Source organism: Klebsiella sp. G-Nf4, from assembly GCF_002810615.1.
Taxonomy (GTDB): domain Bacteria; phylum Pseudomonadota; class Gammaproteobacteria; order Enterobacterales; family Enterobacteriaceae; genus Klebsiella; species Klebsiella variicola.
In genome coordinates this window covers 1048802-1064984 of the sequence record NZ_PION01000001.1, presented here as the reverse complement: position 1 = coordinate 1064984, position 16183 = coordinate 1048802, and the positions used below count along the sequence as shown (strand labels likewise).

The 16183-nt window shown below is 59.0% G+C and carries 12 protein-coding genes and 1 other annotated feature; of the genes, 4 read left to right on the top strand and 8 right to left on the bottom strand.

The annotated features are described in order from the left end of the window. Nucleotides 1–40 precede the first annotated feature (40 nt). Together CWM57_RS05215 and CWM57_RS05205 are read right to left on the bottom strand one after the other, a co-directional pair. Complete coding sequence (locus tag CWM57_RS05215) at nucleotides 41–2326, bottom strand: catecholate siderophore receptor Fiu (RefSeq protein WP_100675720.1); 2286 nt, start codon at nucleotides 2324–2326, stop codon at nucleotides 41–43. 700 nt (nucleotides 2327–3026) lie between these two features. Continuing rightward, nucleotides 3027–3974 (bottom strand): quinone oxidoreductase family protein, encoded by a 948-nt coding sequence (locus tag CWM57_RS05205; RefSeq protein ID WP_100675719.1) that lies wholly within the window; start codon nucleotides 3972–3974, stop codon nucleotides 3027–3029. Nucleotides 3975–4048: 74 nt separating this feature from the next. Between CWM57_RS05205 and CWM57_RS05200 the strand changes: the two genes are divergently transcribed. Next, nucleotides 4049–4507, top strand: coding sequence for a MarR family winged helix-turn-helix transcriptional regulator (locus tag CWM57_RS05200; protein WP_074386117.1), 459 nt, complete (start codon nucleotides 4049–4051; stop codon nucleotides 4505–4507). Nucleotides 4508–4550: 43 nt separating this feature from the next. On the opposite strand, the gene CWM57_RS05195 is transcribed toward CWM57_RS05200, so the two are convergent. Further along, nucleotides 4551–5459, bottom strand: coding sequence for a LysR family transcriptional regulator (locus CWM57_RS05195; protein ID WP_100675718.1), 909 nt, complete (start codon nucleotides 5457–5459; stop codon nucleotides 4551–4553). A 128-nt stretch (nucleotides 5460–5587) separates the two neighbouring features. Here CWM57_RS05195 and CWM57_RS05190 point away from each other — a divergent pair, with 128 nt between their 5' ends. The 3 genes from CWM57_RS05190 to CWM57_RS05180 are packed head-to-tail and all read left to right on the top strand — an operon-like array spanning nucleotide 5588 to nucleotide 9263. Then, nucleotides 5588–6898: an MFS transporter gene (locus CWM57_RS05190; protein ID WP_074386115.1), complete on the top strand. Its 1311-nt coding sequence runs from the start codon at nucleotides 5588–5590 to the stop codon at nucleotides 6896–6898. 14 nt (nucleotides 6899–6912) lie between these two features. Then, nucleotides 6913–8001, top strand: coding sequence for a tartrate dehydrogenase (locus CWM57_RS05185; RefSeq protein ID WP_074386114.1), 1089 nt, complete (start codon nucleotides 6913–6915; stop codon nucleotides 7999–8001). A 2-nt stretch (nucleotides 8002–8003) separates the two neighbouring features. Continuing rightward, a complete protein-coding gene (locus CWM57_RS05180; RefSeq protein ID WP_100675717.1) occupies nucleotides 8004–9263 on the top strand; it encodes a glycerate kinase in 1260 nt (419 codons plus the stop codon). Between the two features lie 218 nt (nucleotides 9264–9481). Here CWM57_RS05180 and trpA read toward each other — a convergent pair whose 3' ends face one another. The 5 genes from trpA to CWM57_RS05155 are packed head-to-tail and all read right to left on the bottom strand — an operon-like array spanning nucleotide 9482 to nucleotide 16013. Further along, on the bottom strand, nucleotides 9482–10291 hold the full coding sequence (gene trpA, locus CWM57_RS05175) for a tryptophan synthase subunit alpha (RefSeq protein ID WP_100630923.1): 810 nt from the start codon (nucleotides 10289–10291) through the stop codon (nucleotides 9482–9484). Further along, entirely contained in the window at nucleotides 10291–11484 is a 1194-nt protein-coding gene (trpB, locus tag CWM57_RS05170) for a tryptophan synthase subunit beta (protein WP_012542059.1), read from the bottom strand. The genes trpA and trpB overlap by 1 nt, the downstream gene beginning before the upstream one ends. Nucleotides 11485–11493: 9 nt before the next feature. Then, nucleotides 11494–12852, bottom strand: coding sequence for a bifunctional indole-3-glycerol-phosphate synthase TrpC/phosphoribosylanthranilate isomerase TrpF (gene trpCF / locus CWM57_RS05165; protein WP_074386111.1), 1359 nt, complete (start codon nucleotides 12850–12852; stop codon nucleotides 11494–11496). Between the two features lie 3 nt (nucleotides 12853–12855). Next, nucleotides 12856–14451, bottom strand: a complete 1596-nt coding sequence (trpD, locus tag CWM57_RS05160; protein ID WP_100630922.1) for a bifunctional anthranilate synthase glutamate amidotransferase component TrpG/anthranilate phosphoribosyltransferase TrpD — start codon at nucleotides 14449–14451, stop codon at nucleotides 12856–12858. Continuing rightward, nucleotides 14451–16013 (bottom strand): anthranilate synthase component 1, encoded by a 1563-nt coding sequence (locus tag CWM57_RS05155; protein WP_100675716.1) that lies wholly within the window; start codon nucleotides 16011–16013, stop codon nucleotides 14451–14453. The genes trpD and CWM57_RS05155 overlap by 1 nt, the downstream gene beginning before the upstream one ends. 33 nt (nucleotides 16014–16046) lie before the next feature. Next, nucleotides 16047–16142: a sequence feature (Trp leader region), on the bottom strand. Nucleotides 16143–16183 lie beyond the last annotated feature (41 nt).

The following is a 16183-nucleotide window of genomic DNA, read 5'->3' as shown; positions in this document are numbered from 1 at the left end:
TCTCTCTAAAAGGTGGGGCGCAACGGCCCCACGCACAGACTCAGAAGTGGACGTTCGCCGTCAGCATAAAGGTCCGGGGTTCGCCCGGATGATAGCGATAGCCGCTCTTGTTGATGGAGGCCACGTAATCGGTATCAAACAGGTTGTACATATTGAGCTGCAGATCGAGGTTGCTGTTGACCCGATAGCCCAGTTTGGCATCGGCAACCCAATAGCCCTCGGTGTGATCCGGGGTACCGACTGCACCATCGCTGCCCCGGCGCAGGCTTCCGACATAGCGCGCACCGCCGCCGACGGACAGATCGCTGGTGGCCTGATACTGCGTCCACAGCGTAAAGGCATGTTTCGGGGTGTAGGCCAGTGCGGAAGAACCATCCTGCGCCACATTCTGCCCCTCCGTCACCGTCGCATGCTGCTGAGTGTAGCCGGCGATGATCGTCCAGTCCGGGGTCAGGTTTCCGGTTACAGAAAGCTCATATCCCTCCACGCGCTTTTTGCCGTACTGCGACCAGGTCCCGTCATCGTTGGCGGCCACTTCGTTTTCAATATCGGTGCGGAATAACGCCGCGCTGAGCAACAGACGTTTGTCGAAGATTTGCCACTTGGTGCCCAGCTCGCTGGATTTCGCCTTCTGCGGCTTAAAGTCGGTTCGGTTGGCGCTGTTGCCGCTGCCGCTGGCGGCCAGGGCGAAACTGCTGCCCCCCGGCGGCTGCTGTGAGATGGCGTAGTTGACGTAGACATTTCCCTGCTCGGTTAAGCGGTACAGCGCCCCGGCTTTCCAGTTAACCAGATTGCCGGATTTGGCGGTATCCACGGTGGTGACCGGGCTGCCCGTCGACTGGCCGGGCGGGCAGGCGATAGCCCCGCGTCCGCTGCCGCCGCAGGCGGTGGCGCTGTCATATTTGGTATGGTAATTGTCGAGACGCAGCCCGCCGTTGACCTCAATCCGCTCGGTCAGCGCCAGCGTATCGAAGGCATAAATCCCTAAGGTATCGGTCTGGCCGTTGGCGTTCGCGCCGTTTCTGTCCAGCCCGCCAATCGACAGGTTGCTCACCGGATGGTAGAGATTCACCGCCGGCGCGGTCATGGCGTTCACGCCATAGTTGGTCTGGTTTTCCCGGGTAAACTCCACGCCGGCGCTGACGTCATGGCCTATCGAGCCGGTATTGAAGGTCGAGGTGATATTGGTCTGGTTGGTCAGAATGCGGTTGCTGACATCTTTGGTATTAACCAGACGCGACCAGCTCCAGGTGTTGACGTCATTGATATCGGGGGCGGTGATATTGCTCGCGCCGCCCATCACCGCGGTCAGGAGATACTCCTGTTTCACCCGCGACCAGCGGGTGGTATTGCGCACGGTGGTATTGTCCGTCAGATCGTGCTCGAAGCGCAGAGTGCCGCTGTCGGTGGTGGATTTATCATAATCGGAGTCGGTGCCATAAAAATTGCTGGTATCGACCTTACCGGCGGAGTTGAGCGCGGCATACTTCGGCGAAGGCGCCGAATAGCCCGGCAGGCCGACGGTGGGGATCCCGCCATCCGGGGTGTTGTTCTGCCGGACGTGCAGATAGTTCAGATACAGACGAGTTGGGGTATCGAGGCCGAAGGCCAGCGACGGCGCGATGCCATAGCGTTCGTTTTCAATGCTGTCCCGACCGGCGTCATGGGTTTTTTCCCCCATCAGGTTCAGACGGAACGCGGCGTTGTCGCTAAACGCCTGGTTCAGGTCGAGGGTTCCCCGACGCGACCAGGCGCTGCCGATGCTGGCCGAACCGTCGATCCCGGAGTCAAGGCGCGGCTGCTTGCTGATCATATTGATCGAGCCGGAGGGCGCGCTGCGGCCATAGTCCGTGCCGGCGGGCCCTTTGATGACTTCCACCTGCTGGGTATTGAAGGTATCCCGCGTCACGCTCCCGATGTCGCGAATGCCGTCCACATAGATGCTGTTAGAGGTATCCACGCCGCGCATGTAGATGGCATCCCCGGTAGATGAGCTGCCATTCTCACCGGCATAAAACGCCCCGACGCCGGGGACGTTTTTGAGGGCGTCAGTCAGGTTGGTGACGCCCTGGTCTTTAATCACCTGTTCCGGGATCACGGTGATGGTGCGGGTGGTATCGACCAGCGGTTTATTGAACTTGGGATCGGCGGAGACGCCGGGAGAGTAGAGTGAAGGCGGAGTGGCTTCCACCACCAGCGTCTCTTCACTATTTTTGACTGATTTTTCCGCTGCGATGCCCGTTGCCGGTGAGGCCCCCAGACACAGACCCGTAAACAATGCCAATGAGTTGAAACTGCCAAACGGCAGAGAAGCGTTTTTTTCCATGATAAATGCAGGCTTATTTTTTGTTATGAGCACATATCACACCGCGCAAAAGCGACGTTATTCGTCGTCTGGCTTGCGCTGACCCGGTGTGATTCTATAAATGATAAAAAGAATAGTTATCATTCGCCTTAATATTTACATAGAAATGTTGACGTTTAAACATATTTCTTCATCGCAATTTACATAGTTCATAAATTTTGAACGAAAAGGGCGGGGATGAAGCAAAAGAGCGGCAGGATGAGGCCGCTGACAGGCCGCGCCGCGAGGTGACAGGCGCCAGGGCTAACCCGGCGCTTCGTGGTTTTTGGCATAAAAGATGCCCTCCTTCTGCGCGAGGAGAACGCCGTTCTGGAAATTGGTGTAATGAAAAATAGGGGACCACCGATCCCTCTGCAGGCACTGTTCCGCGACCGCGTTATTGGGGGGACGACCAGCGAGCGTTCTCCCGCCGCGTGACGGAGAACGATGCTGGGCCGTATGTCGTCTGGAGCAGGTGCCGGGCCACCGCTGGCGGCGGCAGCTGGTGCGAGAAGTGTGTCGCGAATAAAAAAAGCCCGCACAAGTGCGGGCAAAAATACTGGAAGCAATGTGAGCAATGTCGTACTGAATACCTGAGTTATTTACTCAACTATTCAGTAATGAGAAAGATAATATTTCTCATTTAAGATATCAACCCCATCTTTTGTGCGGAAGCGATTTTTTATCCGAGGGTGAAAACCGTACGCTTCTGACTGTCGTCCCGCGGCCAGGCCGCCGCGATCTCCTGCAGCGGCCGCGGGGTGGTGGCGATGGTCAATTTACCCGGCACCGCCGCCTGCAGCATTTCACCCGTCGCCGCCAGCAGCTGCGGCATCGACAGGCTACCGATACCGCTGCCCATCAGCAGGAGCGGGGCGGAACGCAGAACTGCGCCATTTAACGCGATATCGGCGCCAGCCAGGGACCCCACCTGCACATAGCGTACCGGTCTGCCGGCTGGGGTATATTTCGCCAGGGCCGGCAATAACACTTCCGCGCTGCGTCCCCACAGGTAATCGATGACCACGTCAATCTGCGCGGCGCTGGCCGCTGAAAATTGCCCGCTCAAGGTTTTATCATCAGCGGTTAACTGAATACACTCATCGGCGTCCAGCGCCGCCAGCGCCTGCGCATTACGCCCGGTCGCAATGATTTTTTTTGCCCCCAGATAGCGGGCAATCTGCACCGCCAGCTGACCGGCACTGCCGGTGGCGCCGTTAATCAGCACCGTTTCACCGGCCTGAAGCTGGGCGCGTGTTACCAGCGACGCCCACGCGGACATGCCGGGATTGGCCATCGCCGCCGCGCTAACATCATCGAGCGCATCCGGCAGCGGCAGGCAATTCTGCAGGGCAACCGGCGCCCGCTGCGCCATACTGCCGAAGGGAGCGGTGGGGAAGGCGAAGTAGACGCGCTGGCCCTGAGGTGTGGTGCCGACGCCATCGATACCGGGTACAAAAGGCAGATTGCCGTCGAAGCTATAATGGCGTCCGGATGCCCGGGCCTTAACCACATGGCTCATCGCGGCGGCGCGGACGTCAATGAGCGTGTGGCCGGCAGCGGGCTGCGGCTCGATAAAATCGGCCCAAACCGGGCCTTCTGCGAGGTCAAAAACCACGGCTGCTTTCATAAATTCTCTCCTGTCGGGAATTATGTGTAAAATACACATATTGTTTTGCAGCACTATACGCGGAAAATTAATACATGCAAGATGCACATAATGACTACGACATTACCGATTTTCACGGCGCGCTGCTGGATATCATCAGCGTGATGAACCAGCCGCTGCGCGACGAGCAGATCCTCCAGGCGGCCGGCGTCCAGCTGGAACAGATGCTGTTTCCGCTGCTGGTGGCGGTAGGGCGCCATGGCCCGGTGGGGGTTGTTGAGCTGGCGGATCATTTAGGGCGCGATTACACCACCGTCAGCCGCCAGGTGAAAAAACTGGAAGCCCAGGGGCTCGCCTGTAAGCAACCTAACCGTCATGACCGACGGATCAGCGAAGTGACGCTTAGCGCCAGCGGACAACAGATGATCGACAGTATTGCGGTAGCGCGGCGGCGGTTAATGAATCAGGTGCTGGCGCAGTGGCCGGAAGAGGAAGTGCAGGCGCTGTTTCGCTTAACGCGCAAATACGCCGACAGTTTGCTGCAACCAGGCTAAATTCTCGCGTGTTGCCGCCTGGCGCAACAATCTTCTTTCTCCGTCACAAATCACGGGTCAGCTCGTCGATGTTGTCGGAAAGTATCTCCAGCAGGGATCGTACATAGATATTGTTATTTCCCTGATGCCACATCGCGCTGAGGGGAAGGCCTTCGATATGTTTTTTGGGCGTGAGCGCAAGGTATTTCACGCCGTCCGCATTCATGTCTTTATAGGACGCTGGCACCAGAGCAATGCCGAGTCCAGCGGCAACAAAACTCAGGATAGTCAGCTTCTCTTCAGCATACTGCGCGATGACAGGCATGCTGCCTCCCTCTTTGAAAATATTCATTGTCAGGTCATGGCTGTGACGCCGGGTGCGTCTTTCCGGCAAGATAACCGGCTCGTGTCGGAAATCATCGATACTGACTTCGTCATAACTGACCAGCCGGTGATGAGCGGGCACGGCGAGCACGCAGGTTTCATTAGCGATAAAACGCGCTGTCAGCGTGGCATCAATATGTTCCGGCGGGCGTACAAAGACTACATCCAGCCATCCTGAAATAAGTCGGGGAATCAGCTTGTGAGATTTATCTTCCGTAAGATGAATATCTGCCTCAGGAAAACGTCTGACAAAAAGATTCAGCAATTCAGGAAGTAATCCTTTGGCTGCGCTGTCGATAGCCCCGATCCGCAAAGTTCTTTTCTGTAACAGGCTATTTTTACGGAATCGCTGCCGTAGCGCATCGAAATCAGCAATGACCGTTTTGGCCTCATTTAAAAAGGCGGCACCTTCAGGCGTTAGCGACACATTGCGGGTCGATCGATTCAGTAGCCTTATCCCCAAATCATCTTCCAGCAGTTTGATGAAGCGACTCAGTGACGCAGGCATCATTTCGAGTTTACGGGCAGCCCGGCCAAAGTGAAGCTCATCACCTAATACCACAAAGCAACGTAGCTGATTTATATCCATTTTTTCACCAAAACCTGATTATACAAATTATTTATATAAAGCTGCGCCGATGATAAAGCGATTCAAAACTTCATACTGGGATTATTACAAAACGATAACAACCCTACATCACTATGGAGCATCCCGTCATGAATAACGACCTCGAAAAGAAGGTGATGCGCAAGGTTACCCTGCGCATTATTCCTTTCATCATGCTGCTGTACTTCATCGCCTTCCTTGACCGCGTCAATATTGGCTTTGCCGCTCTGACCATGAACCAGGACCTGGGGTTTTCACCCACCGTTTTTGGGCTGGGCGCTGGCATTTTCTTCCTGGGTTACTTTCTGTTTGAGGTGCCGTCAAACTTAATTCTCCATAAAGTGGGCGCCCGTATCTGGATCGCCCGCGTCATGATCACCTGGGGATTCGTCTCTGGCTGCATGGCTTTTGTGCAGGGCACGACGAGCTTCTACATTCTGCGTTTTCTGCTCGGTGTGGCGGAAGCCGGTTTCTTCCCGGGTATCATTCTCTATCTCAGCTACTGGTTTCCTGCCGCCAGGCGTGCGCAGGTCACTGCCATCTTTATGGCTGCAGCCCCCCTGTCTACAGCACTGGGATCGCCGGTTTCGGCCGCTTTGCTCGAGATGCATGGCTTCCTCGGCTATGCCGGCTGGCAGTGGATGTTTGTCCTGGAAGCTTTGCCGGCGCTGGTGCTCGGTGTTGTGGTTTTGTTCTTTTTGACGGATCGCCCGGCCAAAGCCAAATGGCTGACAGAACAAGAGCGTGCCTGGCTGGAAAACACCATGCACGCCGAGGAGCTGGCGCGGGCGGCAAAACAGAGCCATTCCAGCGCATGGCGGGGACTGGCGGATATACGCGTCCTGGCGCTGGCCCTGGTCTATTTCGGTACCTCCGCCGGGCTGTATACGCTTGGCATCTGGTCCCCGCAAATCATTCGCAGTTTCGGTGCTTCCTCGTTGGATATTGGTTTCCTGAACGCTTTTCCGGCGGTGATCGGCGTCATCGCCATGATCCTCTGGGCGCGTCATTCCGATCGAACCAAAGAGCGGAGCTGGCACGTGATTGGCGCCTGCCTGCTGGCGGCTGGCGGGCTGATATACGCCGGTAACGTCAGCACATTGTTTACCGTAATGGTCGCCTTAACGCTGGTCACCGTGGGGATTAGCGCATCAAAACCCCCGCTGTGGAGCATGCCAACCTTGTTCCTCAGCGGCCCGGCTGCGGCCGCTGGCATTGCCGCTATCAACTCCATCGGCAACCTCGGCGGTTTCGTCGGCCCGATGATGATTGGCGTGATCCGCGAGCAAACCGGTAGCTACAGCTGGGGCCTGTACTTTGTCGCCGGATTGCTGGCGCTCTCGGCCCTCGTGGTCGTGATTCTTTCTGCCAGAGCGAACAAATCGCCGACAGCAGAGCTTCCACATCCTCATACTCATTAACTGGAGAAGTAACGATGCGTCACTACAAAATTGCTGCCATCCCTGCGGACGGTATCGGACCGGAAGTCATTTCGGCAGGTATTGAAGTCTTGCACGCGCTGACGCGCCACGATCCGCAACTGAAATTTGATATAGAGACCTTTGACTGGGGGTCAGACTATTACAAAAAACATGGCGTGATGATGCCGGAAGAAGGACTGAACATGCTGAAAGCATTCGATGCCATTTACTTCGGCGCGGTGGGGGCACCGGATGTCCCTGACCACATCACACTCTGGGGCCTGCGGCTGCCTATTTGCCAGGGCTTTGACCAGTACGCCAATGTGCGACCCACCAAAATTCTGCCGGGCGTCACTTCACCGCTGCGCAACCGCGGGCCGGGCGATCTTGACTGGGTCATCGTGCGTGAAAACTCCGAAGGTGAATATTCTGGTAACGGCGGCCGTGCGCACCGTGGTTTACCTGAAGAAGTCGGTACCGAAGTGGCAATCTTTACCCGTGTTGGGGTAACGCGCATTATGCGCTATGCCTTCAGACTGGCGCAGTCTCGGCCACGTAAACTGCTGACCGTGGTGACCAAATCCAACGCCCAGCGCCATGGTATGGTGATGTGGGATGAGATTGCCGCCGAAGTGGCGCAGGAATTCCCGGATGTGCAGTGGGACAAAATGTTGGTCGATGCCATGACGCACCGTATGACGTTGCATCCCCAGACCCTGGATACCATCGTTGCCACCAATCTGCACGCCGATATCCTTTCCGATCTGGCTGGCGCGCTGGCGGGTAGCCTGGGCGTAGCGCCGACCGCGAATATTGATCCTGAACGCCGCTTCCCTTCCATGTTCGAACCGATTCATGGTTCCGCATTCGATATCACCGGCAAAGGAATTGCGAACCCCATTGCCACTTTCTGGACCGCGGTACAGATGCTTGAACATCTGGGCGAACGCCATGCCGCTGCGCTGATTATGGAAGGCATTGAGTATGTGTGTGAAAAAGGCATTCTGACGCCAGATGTCGGTGGCTCAGCCAATACCGCGGAGGTGACACGCGCCGTGGTGCACTACATTGACGCTATAGCTGACATTGCCGAGACCGCATAACCATGAATAACGAACAGGCTGCAGAGATCCTGCAGGATATCTTTCAACATGCGGTCAACAGTGCCCGTGCCGGGCCGGTGACCCTGGCTAACCTGCCGGAAAAACCTCGCGGCCGTTGTGTGGTGATCGGTGCGGGTAAAGCGTCCGCGGCAATGGCGGCTGCCGTAGATGCGGCCTGGCCGGATGTGGCGGTGTCGGGCGTGGTGGTGACGCGTTACGGTTACGCGGTTCCTGCGGGCCGCATCCGCATTATTGAGGCGGCTCATCCCGTATCGGATGCCATGAGCGAGGTTGCCGCAATGCTGATTGTGGAGACGCTGCGCGGTTTAACTGCCGATGATCTGGTGCTGGCATTGATTTCAGGGGGAGGGTCGGCGCTGATGGCGCTGCCCGCCCCGGGGTTAACGCTGGCAGATAAGCAGACCATCACCCGGGCCCTGCTCCATAGCGGGGCCAGCATCAAAGAGATGAATCTGGTACGTCGTCATCTCTCAGCGGTGAAAGGCGGAAAGCTGGCGACCATGGCGCAACCGGCGCGCATCGTATCACTGATTATCAGCGATGTGCCTGGCGATAATCCGACGGACGTAGCGTCTGGCCCCACCGTTGCCGATAACAGCGCACCACGTGATGCGCTCCGGGTACTGCAGCGGTATGGCATTGCGATCCCGAAGCCCGTTAGCGAACGGCTAAACCAGCCGGCCGGCCCGATGGAAAACGCCGCGACAGGCGAGGTCAGGCTTATCGCCACGCCGGCGATGGCGTTAGCGGCGGCGGGGCTGGCCGCACGACAACATGGGCTCACCCCCCTTATTTTGGGGGATGCGATAGAAGGTGAAAGCAGGGAAGTGGCGGTGGTCATGGCCGGTATGGCGAAATCGGCGAAGCAGTATGGTCACCCGATTTCAGGGCCTGCTGTACTGTTGTCAGGTGGCGAAACCACGGTGACAGTAAACCACACTCAGCCTGGAAAAGGGGGCCGCAATACCGAGTTTTTACTCAGTCTGGCCTGTGCGCTCCAGGGGGAACACGGTATCTGGGCCATGGCGGGAGACAGCGATGGTATTGATGGCACAGAAGATGCCGCAGGCGCGATCGTCTTCCCGGATACGCTTGCGCGCGGCAAGCTGAGCGGTCTTAACGCCGTGCAATATCTGGATGGCCATGATAGTTATTGTTATTTTCACGCGCTTAATGATTTGCTGATCACCGGCCCGACGTTAACCAACGTCAATGATATTCGGGCAATATTGATTGCCTGACTGTATCGCTCTCCTGTGCCAGGGAGAGCGATATTTTTCCCTTTCAACATAGTTCAAATCTTCGGCATCCGCCCGCCATCCATTTCCACGTTAAAGCGCATCGCCTGGCGCCAAGGTGTCGATCATCATTCCGTCTGATGTGTTGGCGTGCAAGATGACATGGAGGGGAAGGTAACGCGAGGAAATCGCCGCCTGGCGCAATACCAGGCGGCTAACGGTCAGGCGGTTTTGGTCGCCGCCTTCAGGCTCTGGACGAAGGCTTTCAGTTCGTCGAGCATGATCTGCGGCTCCTCGAGGTGGCGTTCGATGATTTTGACGATGGCGGAACCGGAGATAGCCCCGGCGGCCCCGGCGTCAATGGCGGCGCTCACCTGCTCCGGCGCGGAGATGCCAAAGCCCTGCAGCGGCGGCGCGGCGTGATATTCCGCCAGCTTCTCCACCAGGTGGTGCAGCGGCAGTGCGGCGCGATTTTCCGCACCCGTCACTCCGGCGCGCGACAGCAGATAGGTGTAGCCGCGGCCATAAGAAGCAATCTGGCGCAGTAAATCGTCATCCGCATTGGGCGGGCAGATGAAAATCGGCGCGATGTTATGGCGCATCGCCGCCTGGCGGAACGGGGCGGACTCTTCCACCGGCACGTCGGCCACCAGCACCGAGTCGACGCCGACGCGTTCGCACTGGGCATAGAACGCATCGATGCCCGGGCTGAAGACGAGGTTGGCATACATCAGCAGGCCGATTGGGATCGTCGGATGCTTCTGGCGGATCGCCGCCAGCATCTCAAAGCACTGCGCCGGGGTCACCCCGGCGGCGAAGGCGCGCAGGGCCGCGCCCTGGATGGTCGGGCCGTCCGCCAGCGGGTCGGAGAAAGGGATCCCCAGCTCAAGGGCATCGGCGCCGCCTTCGATCAGCGCATCGATAATTTTGAGCGACTGCTCCGGTCCCGGATCGCCAAGGGTGACAAAGGGAACGAAGGCGCCTTCCTGGCGATTTTTCAGTTGGGCAAACAGCGTCTCATAGCGTTCCATCAGATTTCCCCTCGCGCTTTCAGGATGTCATGTACGGTGAAAATGTCTTTGTCGCCGCGACCGGAGAGGTTAACCACCAGCAGCTGCTCTTTTTCCGGATTTTCGCGCATCATCTTCAGCGCGTGGGCCAGAGCGTGAGAGGACTCCAGCGCCGGGATGATCCCTTCGTGGCGCGAGAGCGCTTTAAACGCGTCCAGCGCTTCGTCGTCGGTGATCGACACATAGTCAGCGCGACCGGTGCTGTTCAGAAACGCGTGCTGCGGCCCAACGGACGGGAAGTCCAGCCCGGCGGAAATGGAGTAAGACTCTTCGATCTGGCCGTCGGCGGTCTGCATCATCGGCGACTTCATACCGAAGTAGATCCCCACGCGGCCATGCTTCAGCGGCGCGCCGTGCTCGCCGCTTTCGATACCGTGCCCGGCCGGTTCCACGCCGATCAGGCCGACGTTGGTTTCATCAATAAAGTCGGCAAACATGCCGATGGCGTTTGACCCACCACCAACGCAGGCGATCACCGCGTCCGGCAGACGTCCCTCTTTTTCGAGGATCTGCGCTTTAGTCTCTTCGCCAATCATGCGCTGGAATTCACGCACAATGGTCGGGAACGGATGCGGACCGGCGGCGGTGCCCAGCATATAGTGCGCCTTCTCGTAGCTACCAGACCAGTCGCGCAGCGCCTCATTACAGGCATCTTTCAGCGTGGCGGAGCCGCTGTGCACCGGGATCACCTCGGCGCCCATCAGGCGCATACGGAAGACGTTCGGCGACTGGCGCTCGACGTCCTTGGCGCCCATGTAGATACGGCATTTCAGGCCGAGCAGGGCGCTGGCCAGCGCTGAGGCGACCCCGTGCTGACCGGCGCCGGTCTCGGCGATAATTTCGGTTTTGCCCATCCGTTTGGCCAGCAGGGCCTGGCCCAGCACCTGGTTGGTTTTGTGCGCGCCGCCGTGCAGCAGATCTTCGCGTTTCAGGTACAGGGTGGTGCGAGTACCTTCGGTCAGATTCCGGCATTTGGTCAGGGCCGTCGGACGTCCGGCGTAGTTTTTCAGCAGGTCAGTGAATTCCGCCTGAAAGGCCGGGTCCTTCTGCGCACTGACAAAGGCTTCTTCCAGCTGGCGCAGGGCGGGCATCAGGATCTGCGGCACATACATGCCGCCGAATTCGCCGAAGTAGGGGTTCAGTAAAGTGCTCATTATTGCTCCTTAATATGCGCGCAGCGTCTGGAATACGGAGGCCAGTTTGCTGGCGTCTTTAATCCCGGGTTGCGACTCTACGCCTGAATTGAAATCGAGTCCGGCACAGCCGCTTTTGGCCGCTTCCACACAGTTATCGGCACCCAGGCCACCCGCCAGCATGACGTTGCGCAGATCCTGGCCCTGCAGCAGGCTCCAGTCAAAGCGCTGGCCGCTGCCGCCCTGGCCGTTGTCGAACAGGTACTTGTCAACATGGCGGAGCGTACGGGCCGGGAGGGTTTCGCCAACGCTCAGCGCTTTCCAGATGCGGACGTTGTCCGCGAGGGCGTCGCGCAGCGCGTCGATATAGACCTGGTCCTCATCACCGTGCAGCTGCACGGCGGCCAGCCCCAGAGCCTGCGCGCGGGCGACCACCTCGTCCAGCGGCGCATTGCGGAAGACGCCGACGTACTGCAGCGGTGCAGCGGCGATCACCGCTTTGGCCTGCGCGTCATTCACCGCCCGCGGCGAAGTCGGGACGAAAATCAGGCCACCGTAGATGGCGCCGGACTCCCAGGCCACCTGGGCATCCTGCGGGCGCGTCAGGCCGCACACTTTGTTCTCGCCGAGCAGCACGCGTTTAACCGCCGCTTCCAGATCCGCCTGCTCCATCAGGGCGGAGCCGATCAGGAAGCCGTTGGCGAAGTGGCTCAGCTCGCGCACTTCAGCATAGGTATGGATGCCGGATTCGCTGATCACCGTGACATCCGGGCCGAGACGCGCCGCCAGCTGACGGGTGCGGTTAAGGTCAATCGACATATCGCGCAGGTCGCGGTTGTTAATGCCCACCACCTTCGCCTTCTGGGCGATGGCGCGCTCCAGCTCCTCTTCATTGCTGACTTCGGTCAGCACACCCATATTCAGGCTGTGCGCCACCGCGGAGAGCTGGCGGTACTGCTCATCGTCGAGCACCGAGAGCATCAGCAGGCAGGCATCGGCCTGATAGTAGCGCGCCAGGTAGATCTGGTAAGGGTCGATGGTGAAGTCCTTACACAGGATCGGCTGCGGCGCGACCTTGCTGACGATCGGCAGAAAATCGAAACTGCCCTGGAAATATTTCTCATCACACAGCACTGAGATCGCCGAGGCGTAGTGTTTGTAGATGCTGGCGATCGCCGCCGGATCGAAATCTTCGCGAATCAACCCCTTCGACGGCGAGGCCTTTTTGCACTCGAGAATGAACGCGGTGCGGGTGCCGGCCAGCGCGTCATAGAAATTGCGCTGCGTCGGGACCACTTCATTCTGAAAACTGGCTAACGGTTGTTGTTGTTTGCGGGCTTCTACCCAAATCGCTTTGTCGGCAACGATTTTTGCTAAAACGGTCTGCATTCTTTACCCTCTTGCCGCTAAGGCGGTCACTCTGTCATAGGCCGCGCCGCTGTGCAGCACATCCAGTACCTGCTGAGCGTTAGCTTTCAGATCTTCATGCCCGTGTAAACGCATCAACATGGCGACGTTGGCGGCGACGGCGGCTTCGTGAGCGGCTTCACCTTTACCTTGTAGCAAGCGCGTCAGAATGTCACGATTTTCTTCCGGCGTGCCGCCCGCCAGCTGCGCCTGATGGTAAGGCGTCAGGCCGAAGTCGTCAGCGGTCAGCTGATAGCTTTTAATTTCCCCGTTATGCAGTTCGGCCACCACTGTGGGCGCATGCAGCGAGACTTCATCCATCCCACCGCTGTGCACCACCGCCGCGCGCTGATAGCCCAGCACGCGCAGGGTCTCGGCGATCGGCAGCACCAGTTCCGGGCTGTAGACGCCAATCAGCGCCAGCGGCGGATGCGCCGGGTTAATCAGCGGCCCCAGCACGTTAAACAGGGTACGGGTCTTCAGTTGCTGACGGACCGGCATCGCATGGCGGAAACCGGTGTGGTATTTCGGCGCGAACAGGAAGCAAACCCCCAGCTCATCGAGCGCCGTGCGGGATTTATCGGCGTTCATATCGAGATTGATGCCGAAGGCCGCCAGCAGGTCAGAAGAGCCTGATTTACTGGAGACGCTACGGTTGCCGTGTTTCGCCACTTTCAATCCGCAGGCCGCAGCGACAAAGGCGCTGGCGGTGGAGATGTTGATGCTGTTGCTGCCGTCGCCACCGGTGCCGACGATGTCAGCAAACAGGTAGTCCGGGCGCGGGAACGGCGCGGCGTTTTCCAGCAGCGCGGTGGCGGCGCCGGCAATTTCCTGCGGCTGCTCGCCGCGCACTTTCATACTGACCAGCGCGGCGGCCAGTTGCTCAGGCTTCACTTCACCGCGCACGACGGCGGAGAACAGCTGGTGGCTCTCCTGCTGGCTCAGGGTTTCCGCCTGGTACAGCTTCTCAAGGATCGGCTGGAGGGTGTTAGTGTGCTCCAGCTTCTGCAGCGCCCAGGCCAGGGTCTGCTCCAGCAGCCGTGCGCCCTGAGTGGTAAGGATCGATTCCGGATGGAACTGGAAGCCGCACACCCGGTCCGCATCGTGACGCACCGCCATCACCATGCCGTTGAAATTGGCGTTAATCGTCAGCCCGGCGGGAATATTGCTGCCAACCAGCGAGTGGTAGCGCGCCACCGGCAGCGGGTTAGCCAGACCGGCAAACATGGCCTGGCCGTCGTGCTCAATGCTGGAAGCTTTGCCATGGAGGATCTCGCCCGCCTGGCCGACATAGCCGCCGTAGGCTTCAACAATGGCCTGATGACCGAGGCAGATGCCGATGATCGGCAGCTTGCCGCGCATACGGGTCAGCAGCTCCGGCATGCAGCCTGCTTCGCTCGGCGTACCCGGGCCCGGGGAGAGCATCAGCACCGGGTTGGCCATGGTGCCCAGACGCTCAATCAGCGCCTGCGCCGGGACGGAGTTACGGTAAATCACCACGTTATGGCCATTGGCCCGCAGCTGGTCTGCCAGGTTATAGGTGAAAGAATCGATATTATCGAGCAGCAGAATGTCAGCCATCAGAAAATCTCCTTCGCGTGATGGGCCTGGGCAATGGCGCGCAGCACCGCGCGGGCTTTATTTCGGGTCTCATCCGCTTCCGACTGGGGAACCGAGTCGAGCACAATGCCGGCTCCGGCCTGGACGGTAGCGATACCCTCCTGCACGTAGGCGGAACGGATGACGATGCAGGTGTCGAGGTCGCCGTGGGCGGTGAAATAGCCCACCGCGCCGCCGTAGCTGCCGCGGCGTTTACCTTCGGCGGCGGCAATCAGCTGCATGGCGCGGACCTTCGGCGCGCCGCTGAGGGTGCCCATGTTCATGCAGGCGCGGTAGGCGTGCAGCACATCGAGATCCTGACGCAGTTCACCCACCACCCGGGAGACCAGATGCATCACGAAGGAGTAACGGTCAACCTTCGTTAAATCGGCGACATAGCGGCTGCCCGGGGTGCAGATGCGGGCCAGGTCATTACGCGCCAGGTCCACCAGCATCAGGTGTTCGGAAAGCTCTTTATGGTCGGTGCGCATTTCCAGTTCGATGCGGCTGTCAAGATCGCGATCCAGCGAGCCGTCGGCGCGGCGGCCGCGTGGCCGGGTGCCGGCGATCGGGTAGATCTCAATCTGACGGCTGACGGCATCATATTTCAGCGAACTCTCCGGCGAGGCGCCGAACAGGGTGAAATCGTTGTCCTGCATAAAGAACATGTACGGGCTGGGGTTGCTCTTCTTCAGCACATCATAGGCGGCCAGCGGCGACGGGCAGGGCAGCGAGAAGCGACGGGAAGGGACCACCTGGAAGATTTCCCCGGCGCGGATCGCGCGCTGCATTTTACGCACCACCGCACCGTACTCTTCATCGCTCTGGTCAACGTCGCACTGCATTTCGGTCACGGTGGTGACCGGCAGCGGCGCCGGCGGCTCGTTCAGCTGCTGACGCAGCTGGCTCAGGCGCTGCTCCAGGCGCTGCTTTTCACTTTCCAGCGGGGTGAACAGGCTGGCCTGAATGCGGGTATGCTTGGTCTGATGGTCGATGACCAGCAGAGTTTCTGCCAGATAGAAGCAGTAGTCCGGGCAGGCGGTGTCGCTCTGCAGCGGTGGAAGATCTTCAAAGCCGGCGACCAGGTCATAGGCGAACAGGCCGCCGAAGAACATCGCTTCACGCTCGTTGGCCGGGACGGTCACCAGTTCCTGCAGGAGACGGAAGGCGTCAAACACCGACAGTGAGCAGAGACGGGCGTCTTCATCGAGCAGGGTGCTGACCGCGGGGAAGGTCAGGATGCGGCCGTTGGGCTGGCGCTGATTGGCGATCCCGGAGGGCAGCGCGCTGTCCAGCAGTTCCAGCAGCGCGGCGCCGTTAGCGGAAAGGGCCTGAATAGTGACAGTGTCACCAAGGGCGGTGATGCGCAGCGCGCTGTCGACCAGCAGCAGGCTTTTTAAGTCATCTTTGCTGTCGATGTCAGCGGATTCCAGCAGCAGCGTGGCCGGACGGGCGCCGCACAGTTGGTGGAATAACGCCGTCGGGTTCTCCCGGTAGATGGCGTCGCTGGTGAGAAGCTCGAGTGCCGGTTTGGATGTTTGCATTATTGTTCTCGCCTGTTCGTATTATTTTTGTCCAATAAAAAGCCCGCTCATTGGCGGGCCGGGTATCTGTATGCTGAATGCAAAACGCGATCACGCCGCCCGAAGTCAGGAGGTGCGCCACCAGCTGTGCAGAGTGATAACATACGTTTTCATCGTGATACCCCTTCATG

Coding starts and splice junctions, on each gene's coding strand:
- CWM57_RS05215 (WP_100675720.1), bottom strand. CDS start 2,326: ATGGAAAAAAACGCTTCTCTGCCGTTTGGCAGTTTCAACTCATTGGCA.
- CWM57_RS05205 (WP_100675719.1), bottom strand. CDS start 3,974: ATGAAAGCAGCCGTGGTTTTTGACCTCGCAGAAGGCCCGGTTTGGGCC.
- CWM57_RS05200 (WP_074386117.1), top strand. CDS start 4,049: ATGCAAGATGCACATAATGACTACGACATTACCGATTTTCACGGCGCG.
- CWM57_RS05195 (WP_100675718.1), bottom strand. CDS start 5,459: ATGGATATAAATCAGCTACGTTGCTTTGTGGTATTAGGTGATGAGCTT.
- CWM57_RS05190 (WP_074386115.1), top strand. CDS start 5,588: ATGAATAACGACCTCGAAAAGAAGGTGATGCGCAAGGTTACCCTGCGC.
- CWM57_RS05185 (WP_074386114.1), top strand. CDS start 6,913: ATGCGTCACTACAAAATTGCTGCCATCCCTGCGGACGGTATCGGACCG.
- CWM57_RS05180 (WP_100675717.1), top strand. CDS start 8,004: ATGAATAACGAACAGGCTGCAGAGATCCTGCAGGATATCTTTCAACAT.
- trpA (WP_100630923.1), bottom strand. CDS start 10,291: ATGGAACGCTATGAGACGCTGTTTGCCCAACTGAAAAATCGCCAGGAA.
- trpB (WP_012542059.1), bottom strand. CDS start 11,484: ATGAGCACTTTACTGAACCCCTACTTCGGCGAATTCGGCGGCATGTAT.
- trpCF (WP_074386111.1), bottom strand. CDS start 12,852: ATGCAGACCGTTTTAGCAAAAATCGTTGCCGACAAAGCGATTTGGGTA.
- trpD (WP_100630922.1), bottom strand. CDS start 14,451: ATGGCTGACATTCTGCTGCTCGATAATATCGATTCTTTCACCTATAAC.
- CWM57_RS05155 (WP_100675716.1), bottom strand. CDS start 16,013: ATGCAAACATCCAAACCGGCACTCGAGCTTCTCACCAGCGACGCCATC.